The 20290-nt window shown below is 71.4% G+C and carries 20 protein-coding genes; 6 read left to right on the top strand and 14 right to left on the bottom strand.

Annotated elements, in window-relative coordinates; genetic code table 11:
• Entirely contained in the window at window positions 1-348 is a 348-nt protein-coding gene (locus tag AB0M30_RS13095; protein ID WP_364583541.1) for a hypothetical protein, read from the bottom strand.
• 189 nt (window positions 349-537) lie between these two features.
• Here AB0M30_RS13095 and AB0M30_RS13100 point away from each other — a divergent pair, with 189 nt between their 5' ends.
• Window positions 538-1764 carry a PP2C family protein-serine/threonine phosphatase gene (locus AB0M30_RS13100; protein ID WP_364583544.1) on the top strand — a complete coding sequence of 409 codons (1227 nt, stop codon included), beginning with the start codon at window positions 538-540 and terminating at the stop codon, window positions 1762-1764.
• A 40-nt stretch (window positions 1765-1804) separates the two neighbouring features.
• Here the strand turns inward: AB0M30_RS13100 and AB0M30_RS13105 are convergent, their stop codons facing one another.
• From AB0M30_RS13105 to AB0M30_RS13135, 7 genes are all read right to left on the bottom strand, one after another.
• On the bottom strand, window positions 1805-3694 hold the full coding sequence (locus tag AB0M30_RS13105) for a SpoIIE family protein phosphatase (protein ID WP_364583547.1): 1890 nt from the start codon (window positions 3692-3694) through the stop codon (window positions 1805-1807).
• Window positions 3691-4077: an STAS domain-containing protein gene (locus AB0M30_RS13110; RefSeq protein ID WP_364583549.1), complete on the bottom strand. Its 387-nt coding sequence runs from the start codon at window positions 4075-4077 to the stop codon at window positions 3691-3693. Before AB0M30_RS13110 ends, AB0M30_RS13105 begins: the two co-directional genes overlap by 4 nt.
• Before the next feature lie 76 nt (window positions 4078-4153).
• Window positions 4154-4294, bottom strand: a complete 141-nt coding sequence (locus AB0M30_RS13115) for a hypothetical protein (protein ID WP_364583552.1) — start codon at window positions 4292-4294, stop codon at window positions 4154-4156.
• Between the two features lie 11 nt (window positions 4295-4305).
• Window positions 4306-6015, bottom strand: a complete 1710-nt coding sequence (locus tag AB0M30_RS13120; RefSeq protein ID WP_364583554.1) for an ABC transporter ATP-binding protein — start codon at window positions 6013-6015, stop codon at window positions 4306-4308.
• Entirely contained in the window at window positions 6012-7685 is a 1674-nt protein-coding gene (locus tag AB0M30_RS13125; RefSeq protein WP_364583556.1) for an ABC transporter substrate-binding protein, read from the bottom strand. The genes AB0M30_RS13120 and AB0M30_RS13125 overlap by 4 nt, the downstream gene beginning before the upstream one ends.
• Window positions 7686-7695: 10 nt before the next feature.
• Window positions 7696-8691 carry an ABC transporter permease gene (locus tag AB0M30_RS13130; protein ID WP_364583559.1) on the bottom strand — a complete coding sequence of 332 codons (996 nt, stop codon included), beginning with the start codon at window positions 8689-8691 and terminating at the stop codon, window positions 7696-7698.
• A complete protein-coding gene (locus AB0M30_RS13135) occupies window positions 8691-9629 on the bottom strand; it encodes an ABC transporter permease (RefSeq protein WP_364583561.1) in 939 nt (312 codons plus the stop codon). The genes AB0M30_RS13130 and AB0M30_RS13135 overlap by 1 nt, the downstream gene beginning before the upstream one ends.
• A 204-nt stretch (window positions 9630-9833) precedes the next feature.
• Between AB0M30_RS13135 and AB0M30_RS13140 the strand changes: the two genes are divergently transcribed.
• Window positions 9834-10322, top strand: coding sequence for a carbonic anhydrase (locus AB0M30_RS13140; RefSeq protein ID WP_364583563.1), 489 nt, complete (start codon window positions 9834-9836; stop codon window positions 10320-10322).
• 24 nt (window positions 10323-10346) lie between these two features.
• Here AB0M30_RS13140 and AB0M30_RS13145 read toward each other — a convergent pair whose 3' ends face one another.
• Window positions 10347-10727: a helix-turn-helix domain-containing protein gene (locus AB0M30_RS13145; protein ID WP_360167455.1), complete on the bottom strand. Its 381-nt coding sequence runs from the start codon at window positions 10725-10727 to the stop codon at window positions 10347-10349.
• 101 nt (window positions 10728-10828) lie between these two features.
• On the opposite strand from AB0M30_RS13145, the gene AB0M30_RS13150 reads away from it, so the two are divergent.
• Complete coding sequence (locus tag AB0M30_RS13150) at window positions 10829-11647, top strand: alpha/beta fold hydrolase (protein ID WP_364583565.1); 819 nt, start codon at window positions 10829-10831, stop codon at window positions 11645-11647.
• 16 nt (window positions 11648-11663) lie between these two features.
• Here AB0M30_RS13150 and AB0M30_RS13155 read toward each other — a convergent pair whose 3' ends face one another.
• From AB0M30_RS13155 to AB0M30_RS13170, 4 genes are all read right to left on the bottom strand, one after another.
• On the bottom strand, window positions 11664-12998 hold the full coding sequence (locus AB0M30_RS13155; protein WP_364583568.1) for a hypothetical protein: 1335 nt from the start codon (window positions 12996-12998) through the stop codon (window positions 11664-11666).
• A 32-nt stretch (window positions 12999-13030) separates the two neighbouring features.
• Window positions 13031-13603 (bottom strand): RICIN domain-containing protein, encoded by a 573-nt coding sequence (locus tag AB0M30_RS13160; RefSeq protein ID WP_364583571.1) that lies wholly within the window; start codon window positions 13601-13603, stop codon window positions 13031-13033.
• An 80-nt stretch (window positions 13604-13683) separates the two neighbouring features.
• Entirely contained in the window at window positions 13684-15900 is a 2217-nt protein-coding gene (locus AB0M30_RS13165; protein WP_364583573.1) for a tetratricopeptide repeat protein, read from the bottom strand.
• Between the two features lie 84 nt (window positions 15901-15984).
• A complete protein-coding gene (locus AB0M30_RS13170) occupies window positions 15985-16428 on the bottom strand; it encodes a hypothetical protein (RefSeq protein WP_364583576.1) in 444 nt (147 codons plus the stop codon).
• A gap of 141 nt (window positions 16429-16569) precedes the next feature.
• Between AB0M30_RS13170 and AB0M30_RS13175 the strand changes: the two genes are divergently transcribed.
• On the top strand, window positions 16570-17766 hold the full coding sequence (locus tag AB0M30_RS13175; protein WP_364583579.1) for a sensor histidine kinase: 1197 nt from the start codon (window positions 16570-16572) through the stop codon (window positions 17764-17766).
• On the top strand, window positions 17763-18440 hold the full coding sequence (locus tag AB0M30_RS13180) for a response regulator transcription factor (RefSeq protein WP_364583581.1): 678 nt from the start codon (window positions 17763-17765) through the stop codon (window positions 18438-18440). The genes AB0M30_RS13175 and AB0M30_RS13180 overlap by 4 nt, the downstream gene beginning before the upstream one ends.
• A gap of 214 nt (window positions 18441-18654) precedes the next feature.
• Here AB0M30_RS13180 and AB0M30_RS13185 read toward each other — a convergent pair whose 3' ends face one another.
• Entirely contained in the window at window positions 18655-19176 is a 522-nt protein-coding gene (locus AB0M30_RS13185) for a MarR family transcriptional regulator (RefSeq protein WP_364583583.1), read from the bottom strand.
• A gap of 156 nt (window positions 19177-19332) precedes the next feature.
• On the opposite strand from AB0M30_RS13185, the gene AB0M30_RS13190 reads away from it, so the two are divergent.
• Window positions 19333-20271: an NADP-dependent oxidoreductase gene (locus AB0M30_RS13190; RefSeq protein ID WP_364583586.1), complete on the top strand. Its 939-nt coding sequence runs from the start codon at window positions 19333-19335 to the stop codon at window positions 20269-20271.
• Window positions 20272-20290: the final 19 nt, after the last annotated feature.

The raw sequence follows: 20290 nt of genomic DNA on the forward strand, positions 1-20290 counted from the left end.
TCAGACCGCCTGATCGCCGTCCACATCCACCGGTTCGGCAAGCGCGGCCGTGATCGCCGCGACGGTTTCCGGTGCCGGATCCCGGACGACGATGCTGACGCCGTGGTGCTCGATCCGGACCTCGTCCGTGCCGGCCCGGCGATGGGAGCGCCACGCGAGGATGGACACCACCAGGCTCGACAGAGCGGCCGCGTTGGCGACGAGGGTGTTGATCACCTCGAACGCGCCCAGATCCTCCTCGGCCTCGACGGCGGCCGTGCCCCGGACGAACCCGGCCGTGTCGGGGTCGGCCAGCAGCCACCGGTACAACGAGCCCGCCCCGCCGATGACTTTCAGCTGCAGCTCCATCGCCCTCTTCCCGGTCAGCTCGCCCTGGCACGCAGAAGTCGTGATCGGGTTGGGCGGTGTTACGCCGGCCGGCGGCCGCATCGGCGCGGCGGTCCCCGTTCGTGAGTCGCCGGCGGGCTTCTGTCCGGCCGGATGTGATGATGTTATTGATTGGTTGGGTTCCGGGTGATCGGAGTTGCCGTGGGCGGTGTGGGGTTGGGACCGGGTGACGTGCTGGCGGCCGCCGAGACCGCGCCGCCCGTGGAGTCGGTCGAAGTCGTCGCCCGCGATCTCGCGAAGCGGCTGGGCGCCTTCGACGTGTCGTTCCTGCTGGTCGACCTCGTCGAGGAACACCTGGTGCGCCTCGCTTCGACCGCGCAGGACCCGGACGGGCGCGCCCCGGAGCCGGTCGACCTGCGGGACAGCGTCTACGAGCGGGTGCTGCGCACCCAGCAGCCGTGGCGGGAGGAGAACGACGCCGGGGTGCGGGCGGTGCTGCCGGTGACCAACCGGGGCGACTGCGTCGGTGTCCTGGAGGCGACCGTGCCCTTCTGCGACGACGAAGTGCTCGCCGAGCTGGGGCAGGCCGCGCACGCGCTGGCCTACGTCATCGTCACCGACCGCCGCTTCACCGACCATTACCACACCGGCCGGCGCACCACGCCGATGAGCCTGGCCGCGGAGATCCAGCACCAGCTGCTGCCCTCGGCCGCCTGCTGCGAGGCGGCCCAGTTCACCATCGCCGGAGCCCTGGTGCCCGCCGACGACATCGGCGGCGACACCTACGACTACGCCCTGGACCGCGACACCCTGCACCTGTCGATCACCGACGCCGCCGGTCACGAAGTGGCCTCGGCACTGACGGCGACCCTGCTGGTGGGGGCGCTGCGCGGCGCCCGCCGAGCCGGTCGCGACCTGGCCGAGCAGGCGCAGCACGCCAACCAGGCCCTGCTCGACCACGGCGGCGAGGTGGCACTGGCGACCGGGCTGCTGCTGCGCGTGAAACTGCAGACGGGCCGGGTCGAGCTGGTCAACGCCGGACATCCCCCACCCCTGCTGCTGCGCGACGGTGCGGTGGAGCCGATCGAGCTGGAGAGAGACCTGCTCTTCGGCGTCCGGCCGTACCGGTACCGGGTGCAACGGCTGGACCTGCGCCCCGGTGACCGGCTGGTGCTGCTCACCGACGGCATGCTCGAACGCGACGCCGCCGGCGCCGACCTGCCCGCCCTGATCCGCCAGACCGCCGGGCTGCACACCAGGGAGCTGGTGCGGGCCACGACCAGGGCCGTGACGCACGCCAGCCACGGTCACCTGCAGGACGACGCCACCGTGCTGTGCCTGGACTGGCACGGGACCGGTCGCACCGAACGCCAAGCCGACAACGGCGCCGACACCGGCATCGCCTCCCCCGCCGGCACCTCCGACGACCCGGTGTGACCGCCGGGCACCGCATCGGCGTCCACGGGCGGCACCGGGGCTATTCCGCTGCGGGTTGTCCGGGGGTGCCGGGAAGGGTCCAGGTCAGGGTGACGGTGGTGCCGTTGTCCCGCTGGACGGTCGAGACGTGGTCGGCCAAGGCGCCGATCAGCAGATGACCGCGCCCACGCAGTGTGTTGGTGGCGTCCGGCGCCTTCCAGGTGCCGTAGTCGGTGACGGTCACCGTCACCTCGCCGCGGTGGTGCTCGCCGTGCACCTCCACGACGCCGGGTCGCGGGTGGTCGCGGTAGGCGTGTTCGACCGAATTCGACATGGCCTCGTAGCTGGCCAGGACCAGGTCTTCGTGGCGCTCGGCGCTCATTCCCAGCGCCGCCGCCCACCGGGTCAAGCCGCTGCGCAGGCCCGCGAGCTGGTCGACGGTGGCGTCGGCACGCTGGTGGAATTCGGCCGCCGGGGCATCGAAGTGCCGGTGGACGTGGATGAGCGCGATGTCGTCGTCGTGGCGGCCGAGGGTGAGCTCGGAGATCAGCTCGTCCCACGCCGTCTCCAGGTCGGCCGCGTCGAGTACGCGGGAAATTCCGTCTAGCAGCCATTCGATGCCGACGGTGAGGTCCCGGGTGCGGCTTTCGACCAGGCCGTCGGTGTAGAGCACCAAGTCGACCCCGGGCGGGAACGACGTCGTCCGTTCGGGGAACTCGGCGCCCACGCCCAGCGGCTGGGCCAGTGCCTCCCCGATCTGGTGGGTTTCGCCCGGCGGCCTGATCAGGATGGCGGGGAGGTGGCCGGCGTTGGCGTAGGTGAGGGTGCGCCGCCCGGGATCGTGCACGGCGTAGAAGCAGGTGACGAAGCTGGCTTCGGCCAGTCCGGCGGTCAGCTGGGAGACGTTGCGCAGGACCTCGGACGGCGGCAGCTCGAGCAGCGCGTAGGACCGGATGGCGGTGCGGACCTGCCCCATGATGGTGGCGGCAGTGACACCGTGGCCGACGACGTCACCGATGACGAACGCGGTGGCGCCGGACGCGAGCGGGATGACGTCGAACCAGTCGCCCCCGATCTTGCTCCCCATCGCCGCCGGCAGGTACCGCGTCACCACGTGCGCCCCGGCGACGTCGGGGACGACCGGCAGCATGCTGCGTGACAGCTCGGTGACCAGGGTGCGTTCGCGCTCGTACAGCCGCGCGTTGTCCAGGGCGATGGCCGCATAGCGGGCGATGCCCTCGGCGAGGAACTCGTGCCGCGCGGTGAAGCGGTCCGGCTGCGAGTGGCCGAAGAAGAAGCCGCCCAGCACCCCTTCGGTCGTCGGGCTGATCACCGGGACGGCGAGGTAGCTGCACACCGGAAGGTGACCCTCCGGCATCCCGTAGGAGGGCGGGTTCCGGCCGGGCCGGGGGTCCTGGGTGATATCGGCGCTGCGGAAGGTACCGGCGCCGTCGAACGTGGGAGCGAACGCGCCGAACTCGGCACCCGTCGCTTTCGTGACCGCGTCGGCCGCTTCCTGCACCATCCGGTCGAGGTCGAGGTCGAGCTGAGCGGTCAGTTCCCGTCCCACCGAGTGCAACAGGTCCAGGACCGACGCTTCGGCCTGCAGCTCCCGCACCAGCCCGGCGATCGGGCCGGTCACCAGGCCGGCGCCCTCCACCAGGGCCCGATGGCGATCGCCGACCGGGTCGGTGGCGAACATCAGCACACCGTGTCCACGCCTGACGACGCCGACGGCCGCGGACACCGTCAACCCCGGCAGCAGCTCGTCCAGCAGGGCATCGCCGGGAACGACCACGGCCAGACCGTGGTCCGGGTCACCATCCGTCAAGCGGCGCAGCTGAACGTCGTCCAACTGGTGGGTCTTGACCTCGACCGGGTCGCCTTCGCTGCTGACGAAAACGCCGCGTAGCGCGTCGATCAGGTCATCGAATCCGCTCTGAGCGGTCACACGCGATCCAGCGCGGCCGAGAGCGTGGGAACGATCACCAGCTCGTCGGCCAGTCGCGTGAGCTCGAGCGGGCGCAGGGTGACCCGCCCGGCGGCCACGACCCGTACGGCCATCGACCCCGTGAGGCGATGGGCCCGCACCAGCTCCGCCATCCCCGCCGACGCCAGGAAGTCGACCTCGGTCAAGTCGATGACCAGTACCGGGGCGGCCAGCCGCCGCGCGCGGTCGACCCCTTGGCGGACCTTCGGTGCCAGGGAGAGGTCGAGAGCTCCGGTTATCCGCAGGACGAGCGCGTCGTCCAGCGTCTCGAGTCTCACCCCGTCCGCCGCGCCTCCGGCATCTCCCAGCGGTTCCTCGGTGCCCGAATCAGATGTCTCGAACATGCAGCAATTCTGCCCCGACCTGACGGCCCGTGCTCATCAAGCGGCGCGGCGCCCGCCGGTGTACCCGGCCCGGAACTCAGCTCAGGTGTACCAGGTTGGCGTCGCCGTTGTAGACGATCGAGTCGGTCATGTTCGGCTCCGCACGGGCTGGTTTCCCGAGCTGCGGGACCGCGGCGTCCACCGCGCCGAGCACGAAGGCACGACCCCGCGCGAGCACCCCGGCCTGGCTCAGCGCAGCTGCCGCCAGGCTTCGCGGCGCCGCCGCTGGGCCTCCGGGTCGGCGACCGGCGCCGCCGACAGCAGCCGCCGCGTGTAGGGGTGTGCGGGTGCGGTGAGCACCTCCTTCGCCGGTCCCTGCTCGACGACGTGGCCGCGGTGCATCACCGCCACCCGGTCGGCCAGCTGCTCGATCACCGCGAGGTCGTGGCTGATGAACAAGCACGCGAACCCGAATTCGTGCTGCAGCTCGCGCAGCAGGTCCAGGATCCGGGCCTGGATGGTGACGTCGAGCGCGCTGGTCGGCTCGTCGGCCACCAGCAGGTCCGGCCGCAGCGCCAGCGCCCGCGCGATGCACACGCGCTGGCGCTGGCCACCCGACAGCTCGTGCGGGTACCGCGAAGCCAGCGACGGCGAGAGCTGGACGGCGTCGAGCAGTTCCGCGACCCGGCCGTCCATTTCGGACCCGTGAGCCGCGCGGTGCAGCCGCAGCGGGGTCGCGACGCTCTCCCCGACCGTGGTGCGCGGGTTCAAGGAGGACAGCGGGTCCTGGAACACCACGCCGATCCGGCGCCGCAGCGCCTTCGCCGCCCGGCCGCGCACCCGGGTGATGTCCGCGTCCCCGATGCGGACCGCCCCCGCGGTCGGCGCGAGCAGCCCGGTGACCGCACGCGCGACCGTGCTCTTCCCCGATCCCGACTCCCCGACCAGGCCGAGCACCTCGCCCGGCTCCACGTGCAGGTTCACCCCTTCGGCAGCCCGCACGCTGACCGCGCGGAACCGGCCGCGGTAGGTCACCGCCAGGTTCTCCACGCGCAGCAACGGCGCCCGGGCGGGAACGTCCGGAACCGACGCCACGGCGGGGTGCCCGGCCGCGGCGACGTGGGCCGGGCCGACCTCGATGCCGGCGGCCGGCGCGCGTTCGAGGCCGGACGTCGCCGCGCTGCTGAGCGAGACCACCGAGCCGAGCAGCTGCCGCGTGTACTCCTCGGCCGGGGCGGTGAAGATCTGCCCGGCGTCGCCCTGCTCGACGACCCGGCCGTCGTGCAGCACCACGACCCGGTCGGCGAGGTCGGCGACCACGCCCATGTCGTGCGTGATCAGCAGGATCGCCGTCCCCAGTCGCGCGCGGAGGTCCCGCAGCAGCTCGAGGATCTCCGCCTGCACGGTGACGTCCAGCGCCGTGGTCGGCTCGTCGGCGATCAGCAGCTTCGGCTCGTTCGCCACCGCCATCGCGATGACGACCCGCTGCAGCTGCCCGCCGGACAGCTCGTGCGGGTAGGACCGGAACCGCTCGCGCGGCTCCGGCAGCCCGACCAGGGTGAGCAGCTCGATCGCCCGGTCCCGGGCGTCGGTGGCCGGGAGCGGCTGGTGCGTCCGGATGACCTCGACGAGCTGGTCCCCGATGGTGAACACCGGGTTCAGCGCGCTCATCGGCTCCTGGAACACCATGCCGACCTCGCCGCCGCGGACCGCCCGCAGCTCGGCCGGGGTCATCGCGTAGAGGTCCCGCCCGGCCAGCTCCGCGCGGCCCGTCACACGGGCCGTGGGCGGGAGCAGGCCGAGCAGGGACATCGCGGTGACCGTCTTGCCGGAGCCGGACTCCCCGACCACCGCGACGACCTCGCCCACGTCGACCTCGTAGCCGACCCCGCGGACGGCCTCGACGTCCCCGAACGAGACCGCGACGTCGTGCAGCCGCAGGAGCCCGGCTCCGCTCACTGGACGATCCCGAACTTGCGGTAGTCGACGTAGGCCGGGAACCGCCCGATCTGCACGTCACCGACCTTCGACCCGTGCAGGAACGAGTTGCGGGTGTAGATCAGCGGCACCACGGGCGAGTCGGCGAGGATCTTCTTGTCCAGCGCCGCCCACTTCTTGCCCGCCTCGGCCGGGTCCACGGTGGCCTGTGCCTCGCCGATCAGCTTGTCGACCTCGGGGTTGCTGTAGCGGGACTCGTTGTACCCGCCGTTGCCGATCTCGGTCGACTGGAACAGCGGCTGGATGTTCGCGTTGGCCGACGGGATGTCCGGCTGCCACGAGGTCAGCGTCAGGTCGAAGTCCGACAGGCCCTTGGTGTCCACTTCGGACGTGTAGGTGTCGTCGTCGAGGGGCTTGATCGTCACCTTGATGTTCGCCCGCGCCAGCGAGGCCTGGATCGCCGCCGCCTTCTCCGGGAAGCCCCGCTCGTTGTGGGTGGCCATGACCAGGCCGTCGAGGCCGTTCGGGAAGCCCGCCTCGGCCAGCAGCTGCTTGGCCTTCGCCGGGTCGCCGGACGGCGGCGCCGGGTACAGGTCGTACTGCTCGCGGCCCTGCAGGCCGGGCGTGATCAGGGTGGTGGCGACGTCGCCGGCCAGCTGGGCGCTGCCCGCGCTCGCGACCTGGTACGCGGCCTTGTCCACGGCGTACTGGAAAGCCTGGCGCACCTTGGGGTTCGTCAGGTTCCCGCGCTGCGTGTTCAGCGAAAGGTAGGCCAGCGCCCCGGATTCCGACGTCACGAGCCGCGACTTCGCCGAAGCGTTGCCCTGGATCTGGGCCAGCTGGGCGGGCGAGGCGAACGTCATGCCGAAGGCGGTGCGGTCGGTGCCGGTGTCGTCCACCAGGCGCTTGGAGATCACGCTGGTGTCCTGCCCGAGCTGGAACTCGATGGTGTCCGGGTTGGCCAGGCGCGTCTTGTCCTCGTCACGGCTCCAGTTCGGGTTGCGCGTGAGCTTCGCCGACTTGCCGCGCTCGTAGCTCGCCAGCTGGTACGGGCCCGACGCGACCGGGTGGTCACCGTAGTTCGCCTCGGCGCCCTTGCCCTTCGGCACCGGCGAGAACGCCGGCGTGCTCGCGACCCAGTTGAAGTCACCGTAGGCGCGGGCGAGGTGGAAGACGATCGTCTTCGCGTCCGGCGTCCGGATGGAGTCGAGTTCCTGGCCCTCGAACGGGCCCTTGTACGCCAGGCCCGGCGACAGCAGGTCCTTGTGGTAGGCCAGGCCGCCGGAGAACGCGGGCGCGAACGAGCGTTCCAGGCCCCACTTGACGTCCTCGCTCTTGATCGGCGTCCCGTCGGCGTACTTCAGGCCGTCCTTGAGGGTGAACGTCCACGTCTGACCGCCGTCGCTCGGCCGTCCGGTGTCGGTGGCGAGGTCGGGCACGATCGTGGTGTCCTTGCCCGGCGCGACGTCCCACGACGTCAGCCGCCGGTGGATCAGCCCGAGCGTCGTGACGACGAGGTTCGAGCTCTTCGCCGGGTCCCAGGTGATCGACGGCGCGTCGTTGAGCAGGACGAGGTTCCCGCCCGGCTTGACGGCGCCGCCCTGGCCGGCCGGCGTGTCGTTGGCCCCGCACGCCGTCAGCAGCGTGACGGCGGCCACCAACCCCACGGCGAGTTTGTGTCCCCGTTTCATCGTGTCCCCTTCAGACGAGGCGCGCCCGCGGATCGAGCGCGCCGTAGCAGAGATCGACCAGGAAGTTCAGAACCGTGACGAGCAGGGCCGAAAACAGCGTCACGCCCAGCAGCACCGGCAGGTTGAGCGACGCGATCGCGTCCACGAGCAACCGCCCGACGCCGGCCATGCCGAAGATCCGCTCGGTGATCACCGTCCCGGCCAGCAGCCCGCCGAGATCGACGCCGAAGACCGTGATGATCGGCAGCAGGACGTTGCGCAGCGCGTGCCGGCCCACGACCTTCCGCTCGGTGAGGCCCTTGGCCCGCGCGGTGCGGATGTAGTCCTCGCCGAGGGTTTCGAGCATCTGGCCGCGGGTGAGCCGCGCGTAGATCGCGGCGTGCAGGAACGCCAGCACGAACCACGGCAGCACGAGGTGCCACGCCCACTGCGCCGGATCTTCGGTCAGCGGCACGTACCCGGACTTCGGGACGACGTCGAGCGCGAACGCGAAGATCGTGATGCCGACCATCCCGGCCAGGTACGCGGGCATCGACACGCCGGCCATCGCGGTGGCCATCGTGATCCGGTCGACGGCGGTTCCGCGCCGCAGCGCGGAAAGCACGCCGAGGCCGACGCCGAGGACGATCCAGAGCACGGCCGCGCCCAGTGCGACCGAGAAGCTGACCTCGATCCGGCCGCCGATCTCGCGGAGCACGTCGACGTTGTTCTGGAAGTCCCAGCCGAAACACGGCGCCGTGCAGTGGATCGCCGCGGCGCCGGTGCCGAACGTGCGGCCGCCGACGATCCCGCCGAGGAAGTCCGAGAACTGCCGGTACCACGGGACGTCGTAGCCCATGAACTCCCGCGCGAGCCGCAGTCCTTCCGGCGAGCACGGGCGGCCGCAGGCCAGCCGGGCCGGGTCGGCGGGCAGGACGTAGAACACCACGAACGTCACGAAGGCGACGACGAACAGGACCAGCAGCATCCCGGCGAACCGGGTGGCGACGAAGCGGAGGGTGCGCATCAGGCCGCACCGCCGGACCGCGGGTCGAGGGTGTCGCGGATCGCGTCGCCGACGACGTTGAACGCGAGGGTGATCAGGAACAGCAGGAGCCCCGGGAAGACCAGGTACATCGGGTCGGTCTCGAAGAAGTCGATGGCGGTGCTGATCGTGCGACCCCAGCTGGGTGTCGGGGGCAGGACGCCGACGCCGAGGAACGACAGCGCGGCTTCGCTGCCGATCATCGACGGGATGGCCAGGCTGGCGACGACGATGACCGGCGCCCACAGGTTGGGCAGCAGTTCCTTGGTGAAGACGTGCCACGGCCCGCCGCCGACGACCTTGGCCGCGGCGACGAAGTCGCGTTGGGACAGGGTCAGCGTCTGCGCGCGGACGATCCGGGCCACCCGCGGCCACCCGAAGAGCCCGAGGACGACGACCAGCGTGACCTGCCGCGGGAAGTCGACCGGCAGGACCGCGCCGAGCGCGATCATGAAGATCAGGTACGGGAAGCTGAGGATGACGTCGGCCGTCCAGATCACCAGGCGGTCCCACCAGCCGCCGAGGTAGCCGGCGCTGACCCCGATCACGACCCCGAGCGCGGTGCCCAGCACCGTCGCACCGAGGCCGACGAGCAGAGACGTCCGCGCGCCCTGGGCGACGAGCGCGAAGAGGTCGACACCGGTCAGCGGCTCGACACCGAACCAGTGGGACCCGCTCACCCCGCCCAGCGACCCGGCGGGCAGCCCGGTCGGGCCGAGCGTGGCGATGTCCGGGGTCAGGCTCTGCCCTTCGAGCAGGACGAAGAGGTCGGCCCCGGCGGCGAGCAGCACGATGACGACGATCAGGAGCGCGCAGACGGACGTCCACCACCCGGAACGGACGGCACGCCACACCGCGGCCGGCAGGGAACGTGCCGCGAGGGCCGGGACACCGGCGGGTGTCGGCGGAGGGTTGATCACAGCACCTTCAAGATTCAGCCGATCGAGTGACGATCAGGACCTTAGGCAGTCCGGACGGTGATCGATCCACCGTCTCATCAGGTGGAATGATAGTCCCTGGCGACGTCCGTTTCGTGGAACGCTCTTCCAGCTCGTGGGCGCGGTTGCGGACCCGGCGTGCGGAGGGGTCCACTCGGCCCACCCCGCTACGTGGAAGGGACCACCATGTCGGTCACCGACGAACTCCTGGCCAACAACGCCGAATACGCCGCGAACTTCACCGGGCCGCTGCCGCTGCCGCCCGCCAAGCACGTCGCCGTGCTCGCCTGCATGGACGCCCGCATCAACGTCTACGGCGTCCTCGGCCTGCAGGAGGGCGAGGCCCACGTCATCCGCAACGCCGGCGGCGTCGTCACCGAGGACGAGATCCGCTCCCTCGCCATCAGCCAGCGGCTGCTCGGCACCGAGGAGATCATCCTCATCCACCACACCGACTGCGGCATGCTCACCTTCACCGACGACGACTTCAAGAAGTCCATCCAGGAGGACGTCGGGGTCAAACCCGCCTGGGCCGCCGAGGCGTTCACCGATCTCGACGAAGACGTCCGCCAGTCGATCGCCCGGATCAGGAACAGCCCGTTCATCCCGAAGAAGGACTCCGTGCGGGGCTTCGTGTTCGACGTCGCCACCGGAAAGCTGAACGAAGTGCAGTGACCCCGCGGTGGCTTACCGCCGGCGTCAGTCACGTCCTGCGGCGTTGGCCCGGTCGATCGCCGGCATGTTCTCCTCCGCCCAGGTGCGCAGGGCGGCGAGCGGCACTTCGAGGGAGTGGCCCAGGCCGGTGAGGCGGTAGTGCACCTTCGGCGGAACCGCCGGCTCCACCCGGCGCTCGACCAGGCCGTCGCGGGTGAGGCTCTGCAGGGTCACCGACAGCATCTTCTGCGAAACGCCGGGCATCCGGCGTTGCAGTTCGGCGAACCGCACCTCGTCCGCGCCGGCCTCGGCCAGCACCTTGACCACCATCGACGTCCACTTCGTGCCGATCCGGTCCAGCAGCTTGCGAGTCGGGCAGGCCGGGTCGAAGAGGTCACCGCGCGTGCCCTTCGGCGAGGGGGTCACCTGGAGCTCACCACCTGTCGGGAAAGTGCCGTCTTGGCCCGGCGGCGCCGGTTACCTAGCCTCATCTGGTAACCAATGGTAACCCCCCTTCAGGAGACAGCGTGCGCGAGCAGCGGGTGACGGCGAACGGCATCGACATCAACGTGGTCGTCGCCGGGCAGGGACCGGCTTTCCTGCTGCTGCACGGCTTCCCGCACACCTGGCGGCTGTGGACCGCCGTCATCCCGCACCTGGCCCGGCACCACCGGGTCATCGCCCCGGACCTGCGCGGTCTCGGCGCGACCACCCGCACCGCCGGCGGCTACGACGCCGGCACCCTGGCGACCGACGCCGAAGCGCTCCTCGACGCGCTGGACGAACCGGCGGCGACGGTCGTCGGCATCGACGCGGGCACCCCGCCCGCGTTCCTGCTCGCCATGCGGCGGCGCGAGCGGGTCCGCCGGCTCGTCCTCATGGAGTCCCTGCTCGGGCGCCTGCCCGGCGCCGAGGACTTCCTCGCCGGCGGCCCGCCGTGGTGGTTCGGGTTCCACGCCGTCCCCGGCCTCGCCGAGACGGTTCTCGCCGGGCACGAAGCCGGATACCTCGACTGGTTCCTCGACGCCGGCACCCACGGCCGCGGCGTGCCACCGGCGATCCGGGACCAGTTCGTCGCCGCGTACACCGGGCGCGACGCCCTGCGCAGCGCCTTCGGCCACTACCGGGCCATGCCCGAAAGCGCGACCCAGATCGCGGACGCCACCACGGCGGGCCGGCTCACCGTGCCCACCGTGGCGATCGGCGCCCACCCGGTGGGCGGCACCCTCGCCCGCCAGCTGCGCCCGGTGACCGACGACCTCACCGCCCACCTCATCGAGGACTGCGGGCACATCATCCCGCTGGACCGCCCCGACGCCCTGGTGCCGCTTCTGGTCGCCGGCTGAGCCGGCAGGCGAAAGTTCAGCCGAGGTCACGCAGGTACACGTTGGGGGTCCACATGTCGGTGCCGGTCGCGAAGTTGGTCGCGACGGACTGGAACGCGACGTGCTTGCCGTCGGCCGAGATCGACGGTGTCGCGGAGTTTCCGTTGCCCTCCGTGCCGTTCCCGGCGACGCTGGCCCGGGTCGTGGTCGCCGTGTCGCGGTCGCGGACGAACACGTCCCCCACGCTGTTGCGGTCGAACGGCACGAGTCTCCACGCGAAGGAGTCGAACGCCGTGAAACGACCGTCGGCCGAGATCGACGGGCGAACGTCCGGGGTGGTGCCGTCGATGTCCTGGCCGCCCGTGGAAAGGACGTTCAGCCGGGTGACCGTCGAGGTCTGCCGGTCGAGCAGGAAGTTGTCGACCTTGCCGTTGGTGTCCCCCGGATTCGGCAGCAGGTTCCCCGCGGCCGACTGGTAGGCGATGTAACGCCCGTCGGCCGACATCGTGGCGAAGGTGCTGGCGCCTTGCCCTTGGTCACCGTGGGCGTTGACGCTCACCCGATCGGTCAGCCCGGTCAGCTTGTCGTGCACGAACACGTCGGTCGCCTGGTTCGTGTCGGAGCCGGTCAGGGTCGTGGCGTCGGATTCGAACGTGACGTAGCGGCCGTCGGCCGAGATCGACGGCAGCCGGCTCGCGCCCCTGACCTCCGTGCCGCTCGAATCGACGCTGACGCGGACGGTCCGGTCCAGCTGCTGGTCGTACTCGAAGACGTCCCGGACGCGGTTCGTGTCGCCGGCGACGAGATTGCCGGCGAACGAGTCGTAGGCGATGAACCGCCCGTCGGCCGAGATCGCCGGGTGGAGACTGTCGTCGTTGCCCGGGGCGCCCAGCAACCCGCCGCTGACCCGGCTCGTCCACCCGATCAGCCGGTCGTGGACGAACACGTCCCGGAACACGTTGGTGTCGCCCGGAACCAGGTTCGTCGCGTCCGACACGAACGCGACGTACCGGCCATCGGCCGAAATGGACGGTGCCCAGCTGGCGCCGTTCCCCTCGGCACCGTTGCGGTCGACGCTGACGCGGGTGGTCACCCCGGCCACCCGGTCCCGCACGAACACGTCGTCGACTCCGTTGGTGTCGCCGCCGACGAGGTTCCGGGCCGAGGACCGGAAGGCCACGTACCGTCCGTCGGCGGACACCGACGGCTCCCCGCTCACCCCGGCGCCCGGCTTGCCGTCCACGGCGACGCTGATCAACGTGGTGGCGGCCACGGTCGCGGCGTCCGCGGCGCCCCCCGGTACCAGCGCCGCGACGGTCGCCGCGCACAGGGCGAGTCCGGCTGTGCCGCGCCCGGTTCGATGACTTCTCATCATTGCCTTTCTCTGCGGAAAAAAACGGCGATTCACCGCGGCGGCTCGACCGGCTGGAACCGTTCGTTGATGAAGCCGTAGCAGGGGTTCTGCACCAACCGGCGGTAGTTGTCGGTGTTGATGGCGTCCACCGAAAGGCACAGGCCGCTGTTCACGTTCTGGAACTCCGCGACGCCGTAGTAGTTGTCCCAGAGCATCCGCCACTGCTGGTTCGTGCCGACGAGGCAGGTGTACTGGATGATGGGGTTTCCCTGGTTCATTCCGTAGGCGTAGTCGTCCAGGCACTTGCCGGTGCGCACGTTCTGCAGCCAGAACACGGCCGGGTCGTCGGTGGCCTGTCCCATCCGCCATCGCTGGTTGTTGCCGTACTGGCACGAAAACTGGTCGACCGGGGCGAAGTCGTCGAGACGTCCCTTGTCGACCTGCAGGCACTTGAGGCCGCCGATCCAGCTGGCATCGTTGGTCCACCAGGCCAGCACATCGCCGCTCACCGGCGGGTAGATGGTGTGGTCGGCATGCGCGGGCCCGGCACCGGTCAGCACGAGTGCGGCGGTCGCGAGCGGAACCAGCACGGCGGCGCGGATCGCGCGAGGTAGCTGAAGCATGCGCGAACCCTAGGGATCACCCCACGTCCGGCTCCAGGCGGAACCGGCGGAAAAGCCGGCAGAACCAGCCGGTTTCCCGATCAGCGGTCCGCGGCCATCGCCGGGTGCGCGCGGACGCGGGCCTGGTCCGGCAGGCCGATGGGGAACGTCAGCGCTTCGCGGAACAGCCGGGCGGCACCTCCCGCGTCGCCGTCGGCGGCGGCCGTCTCGCCGAGGGCGAGCAGCGCGAGCCCGGTCGCCTGGGCGTGTTCGGCCCGCCGGGCCAGCTCAAGCGCCCGCCGGCCGGTGGTGGTGGCGTCGGCCCAGCGGGCCAGGCCTGCCTGCGATTGGGCCAGCAGGGCCAGCGCGAACGCCTCCGAGCCCGGTTCGCCGAGCGCGGCGAACGTGGCGGCGGACTCGGTCAGCAGGGTGGCCGCACCGGCGTGGTCGCCGGTGTCGTTCCGCACGGCGCCGAGGTTGAGCTGAGCCACCGCGACGCCGCGCCGGTCGCCCAGCTCGCGCTTGCGGCGCAGCGCGGCGGCGTGATATTCGATCGCTTCGGCGAACGAGCCGCGGTCGTGCGCCAGCGCGCCCAGGTTGTTCAGCGCGATCGTCTCGCGGCGCGCGTCGCCCGTGGTCCTCGCCTGGTCCAGCACGCCGGTGTACGCGGCCGCGGCGTCGTCGTACCGGCCGGCGAACTTGTGGGCGTTGCCGATCAGGGTCAGCGTCGCGGCCCGGCCGTCCGGGTCGGCGCCGAACGCCTCGGCGGCGGACGCGGCCAGAGCCAGCGCCGCCTCCGGGTCACCGCTTTCGTTGGCGGTGACCGCGGCGCCGTGCCACGCCCACGCCCGGGCCTGCTCGGTGAGCGCGGCACCGGCCGCTCCCGTGAGCATCCGCCGTCCCTCGGCGAACCGGCCCCGGGCCACGTAGTGCTTGGTCAGTGCGCGCACGGTTTCGCCGCACAACAGGGCCGGCGCGGCGTCGACGGCTTGCTGGATCGCGGCCCGCACGTTGTCCTGCTCGTCGCCCAGCCGGGGATCGCCCTCGCGGACCAGGCGCAGGAAGTGCCCGGCGTGCGCGTCGCGATCGCCTGCGCCGGTGAGCTGGTCCTCGACGACCTCGCGGATGGTGTCCAGCATGCCGATCCGGGGACAGCCGGCCCGTTCGGTGACGGTGACCAGGCTGTGCGCGGCCAGCGTCGCCAGCGAAAGCGGCGGTGCGCCCAGCACGGCCTCGACGTCGACCGGGTCGGCGCCGCCGGAGAACGCGCCCAGCAGGCCGAACAACCGCCGGTCGGGATCGGTGAGCCCGCGCGTGCTCCATTCGACCGTGCGGCGCAGGCTCACGTGCCGGTCGGCCAGGTCCACCGTGTCACCGTGCAGGTCGCGGACCTGGGCGAGCACCTGGGCCGGTGCCTGGGTGCGCAGCCGCGCGGCGGCCAGCTCCAGGGCGAGCGGCAGGCCGTCGAGACGGCGGCACAGCGCCGCGACCGCGACCGCGTTGTCCCCGGTGAGCGCGAACCCGGGCCGGACGGCGGCGGTGCGTTCGACCAGCAGCCGGATGGCCGCGTTGCCGGCCAGGGCTGCCGGGTCGTCACTGTCCGGAGTGGACAGCGGGGCCAGTGGCCAGAGGTGTTCCCCCCGCAGTCGCAACGGCGAGCGGCTGGTCGCCAGGACGGTCAGCCCCGGGCACCCGGCCAGCAGCGCGGCCACGGTGGTGGCCGCCGCGGCCACGTGCTCGAAGCTGTCGAGCACCAGCAGCCATCGCCCGTCGCCGATCAGCGTGGCCGGGTCGGGTGTCCGCAGGGACTCCGCGAGCGCCTGCGGGACGTCGTCGGCGTCCCGCAGGGCGCTCAGGTCGAGGCCGTGCACGGATTCGAACCGGCTCGCCGCCCGCCAGCCGGCCTCGAGGGCGAGGCGGGTCTTGCCGACCCCGCCGGTGCCGGTGATCGTGACCAGCCGCACCGGCGGATCCTGGACCAGCCGGAGCACCGCGGCGAGATCGCCGGACCGGCCGACGATCGAGGTGACCGGTGCGGGCAACGCCGGGCGGGCCGCCGTCCGCCTGCGCCGGGTGTCCGGCGGCGGCGCCGTCCGGGCGGACCGGGCGAACGCCTCCTGCTCCTCCGGCGTCAGGCCCAGCGCCCCGATGAGCGCACGCAGTGTTTCGCGCTGTGGACGCCGGGTGGCGCCCCGCTCGATCTCCCCGATCGCGCGGACGCTGATCCCGCTCAGCTCCGCCAGCTGCTCCTGCGAGAGACCGCGGCCGCTCCGCAGCCCTGCCAGCATCTCGGCCAACGCCATCTGCCCCCGGTGCACCGCCACATAGTAAGGACGGCTGCGGAAGCGCCGCGGTTCGCTCCCGGGACTCGTCACCGGCCAAGCCGGCTCTTGAGCGAAGCGTCAGGTCGACTGGGCCGTCAACGGGCCGGTCGCGGTGGTTTCGGACTGCGGGAATGGGTGGCGGGTCAGCCGCAAGGCCAAGACGGTGCACACGATGGCGAGGGGAATTTCCACGCACACGGCCATCATGATCGCGAGAGCCACCTCGCTTCCGGGTGCCGCCGCGGTGACGTCGAACCAGCCGTCTGCCAGGAGAAGCGCGGCGGCCGCGGTGGCGGTCAGCGTGCAGCGGTTGTCCGCCCGCTTCAGGAATCGGCCGGTGGCGAACAAGGCCAGTGCCTCGCCACTGTCCAGACCGACCCAGCCCAGGGCCCAGTGGCTATCCATCGCCTTCTGCGGCAAGGACATCGACAGATGGAGAAGCCACGGGATCATGATCAGGCCCGCGGTGGCGAAGGCCCTGCCGAGACGTCTCGGGCTTCGGATACCGGGTGCGTTCGTCATGGTCACGAACCTACGAACAGAATGCCGTCCGTCGCGTCGGCCGGCGGATGGCACCGTTCCCAGGCCGTCGGCCCGGGGATGTACGGCGTGTACATCCCCGGGACGACGCGCGGAGCCGGCGTCGCTGAATACGATCTCCGCATGGAAGAGCTTCTCCAGCGTCTCTCGACATCGAAGCGCATGACCTGGCTGATGTCACAGGCCGTGGTGCTGGCCACCGCCTGCTTCTACGCTGTGACGCTTTGCTGGTCGATCGCGCAGGTTCCGGATCACCGCAGCCTGTTCCGGTTTCCCGGCCTCGAGCCCATCCAGATGATGGGTCTGTGCGTCGTGCTCGCCCTCCCGGTTCTGCTGATGCGCCGGCTGCCGGCGGCGGCCTTCGCGGCGCTCCTGGGCGAATCGGTCCTCGGCTACCTGTTCGGCGTGCGGTCCGAGGCCGTGTTCGTCGTGCTCGTCGTCTTGGGCGGCCACCTCGCCGTCCGGCGGCCGAAGGCTGCCGCTGCCGGCTCCGTGGCGGCCGTCGCGGCCGTCTTCGTCGACAACATCGATGTCTACCCCGGGGAGAACCTCGGCGACACGGCCCAGTGGGCCGGGCAGTACGCGTTGTGGTTCGCGGTCGCGTGGGTTTTCGGAGGGGTGTATCGCAAGCGCCGTCAATACCTTGACGCCCTGCACGAGCAGACCGCGGCCCGCGCCGTCGTCACCGAGCGGCTGCGGATCGCCCGCGAACTGCACGACAGCGTCGCGCACAGCATCGGGGTCATCACGGTGCTGTCGGGAGCGGCGGCGCGGGTCGTGGAAACCAAGCCCCAGCAGGCGCGGCAGGCGCTGACCGGCATCGAGACCACCGGCCGCCAGACGCTGCTCGAGCTGCAGCGCATGCTCGGGGCGCTCCGCAGCGCCGAGCCGGACGACGCGATGCCGCCGGCCGCTCCGCTGGCGCCGGCCGGCAGCCTGGCCGACGTCCCGCAACTCGCCGAACACACGGCCGGCGCCGGGGTGCGGGTCGACGTGAGCTGGCAGGGCGAGCGGCGTCCGCTGCCGCCGGAGATCGAGCTGTCGGCGTTCCGGATCATCCAGGAGTCGCTGACGAACGTGGTGCGGCATTCCGGGGCGCGGACGTGCCGGGTCGCGGTCGGGTACGAGCCGGAGGGCGTGACGATCGAGGTGGTGGACGACGGCGACGACGGCCTCGGCGCGCCGGGCCGTCCCCAGCCCGGCGAGCGCGGCTTCGGCCTGCTGGGCATGCGCGAGCGGGTGACGTTGCTGTCCGGCCAGTTCAGCGCCGGCCGGCGTCCGAAGGGCGGCTTCCGGGTGGCAGCGAAGCTCCCGGCATGAGCGTGCGGGTGCTGCTGGTCGACGACCAGCCGCTGATGCTGGTCGGGCTCGCGATCCTGCTCGGCGACACCGACGATCTGGAGGTGGTCGGCGAGGCCGCCGACGGCCGCGAGGCGATGCGTCTGGTGCGTGAGCTGCGGCCGGACGTGGTGGTGATGGACATCCGCATGCCGGGCATGGACGGGATCGAGGCAACCCGGCAGGCGACCGCCGAGCCGGACCCGCCCAAGGTCCTGGTGCTGACCACCTTCGACGACGACGAATACGTGTACGGCGCACTGCGCGCCGGGGCCAGCGGATTCCTGCTCAAGAGCATGGCCCTGAACGCGATCCTGGACGCGATCCGCGTGGTGGCGGCCGGCGACGCGTTGATCGCACCCAGCGTGACCCGGCGGCTGATCGCGGACTTCGCCGGAGTCCCCACGGCCCCCCGACCGGACACCGAGCCCGCCGCGGACTCAGGTCTCCTCGCGGACATCACCGACCGGGAGCGCGAGGTACTGGCACTGGTCGGCCAGGGCCTGTCGAACACGGAGATAGCCGAGCGGCTGGTGATCAGCACGGCGACGGCGAAGACCCATGTGGCGCGCCTGTTCGCGAAGCTCGAGGCTCGGGACCGCGTCCACCTGGCGATCATCGCCTTCGAGACCGGGCTCGTGCCGCGTAGACGGTAGGCGGAACGATCGCCGGTCGTCCGCGAAATCCGAAGACTCCACCTCACCCGACGCACTGACGACCCGAAAGCCTGTTCCGGCGAGAGCAGCGATCAATGCATCGGTCCGGCTGGTCGCCACCAAGTAGGGACGGCGAGCAAGCTCGGGCAGCGCAGCCGAAACAGCACCACGTCCCTCTTGTCGTCGACGGTCTTAGTGGCGAAGCGCTCGGATGTCAGTGGCGCCGATCGCGGGTGGCTTCGCCTTTGCGGCGGCGAGGCGCTGCCGAGCGAGGCGGCACCGAGCGCATGTGGTCTCGCACCGGTGCCAGCAGGCCGGCCAGGGTCTTGACGTCGTCGCGGGAGAGCGGTTCGAAGAGCAGGCCGCTGACCACCTCGACGTGCCCCGGCAGCACTTGCGCGAGCCGCTCGCGTCCGGCGTCGGTGATGGTCACCGTGGTGCTCCGCTCGTCGTCCGCGGAAGGGACGCGCACGACCAAGCCCGCCTTCTCGAGCAGGCCCGCCTGGTAGGTCAAGCCGCTGCGGCTGTAGACGACGCCGTCGGCCAGGTCGGTCATGCGGTGGCTGCCCGCGGGAGAGTCGCCGAGGCGGGCCAGCAGCTGGAACTGCACGTAGCTGAGGTCGCCGGCCTCGCGCAGCTGCTGCTCGACCGCGTGCCGCAGCAGGCTGGTCACCTCGATGAGGTCGAAGTAGGCGCCGAGCTGCACGGGGTCGAGCGACGGCGGTGCGTCAGACATGCCCGGAGTGTACTGCTTCGAATTCGAAGAGCTCGACGAGAGCAGCAGCGCGAACCAGGGTGACCGGTGTCACTTGCTTCGAATTCGAAGCACGAGTACTGTCGTTCCCAGTTGCTTCGACTTCGAAGCAAGTGATGAGTGAAAGCGAGAACTCCGATGAAGGCAGTGCGTTTCCACGAGTACGGTGCCCCCGGCGTCCTGCGTTACGAGGACGTCGAGCTGCCTGTCCCGGCCGCGGGGCAGGTCCGGGTCCGGGTCGCCGCGACGTCGTTCAATTCCGTCGACGGCAACATCCGGGGCGGGTTCATGCAGGGCCCGATCGCGACGTCGCTGCCCCATACCCCGGGTATCGACGTCGCCGGCACGGTCGACGCACTCGGCGCAGACGTGGACGGCCTGGCGGTCGGTGACGAGGTCGTCGGCTTCCTGCCGATGGACCAGCCCGGCGCCGCCGCCGAATACGTCCTCGCCCCCGCCGAAATCCTCACCTCCGCACCGAAGACCGTCCCACTGACCGAGGCCGCCGCGCTACCAGTGGTCGCCCTCACCGCGTACCAAGCGCTGTTCGACCACGCCCACCTGACAACCGGGCAACGCGTACTGATCAACGGGGCCGGAGGCGCGGTCGGCGGCTACGCCCTGCAGCTGGCCAAGAACGCCGGCGCCCACGTCATCGCCACCGCCGGCCCCCGCAGCACCGAGACGGTCAAGGCTGCCGACGAGGTCATCGACCACACCACCACCGACGTCACCACCGCGGTGACCGAACCGGTCGACGTCGTGCTCAACCTCGCCCCGGTCACCCCGGAACACCTGGCCACGCTGGTCACCCTGGTCCGCCCCGGCGGCGTCCTGGTCAACACGACCGTGTGGATGCCCGCCCCTTCCGACGAAGAGCGCGGCGTGCGCGGCATCGACCTGTTCGTCCGCAGCGACGCCAACCAACTGGCGCAACTGGTCGCCCAGGTCGACCACGGCGAACTGCGCGTCGACGTCGCCGAGCAGGTACCGCTGGCCGAACTGGCCGCCCTGCACGCGCGCGCCGCCGAAGGCGGCGTGCACGGCAAGGTCATCGTCCTCCCGCCCACCGCCTGACTCCCCCACCCGATCCCGG

Source organism: Amycolatopsis sp. NPDC051716, from assembly GCF_040681595.1.
Lineage (GTDB): Bacteria > Actinomycetota > Actinomycetes > Mycobacteriales > Pseudonocardiaceae > Amycolatopsis.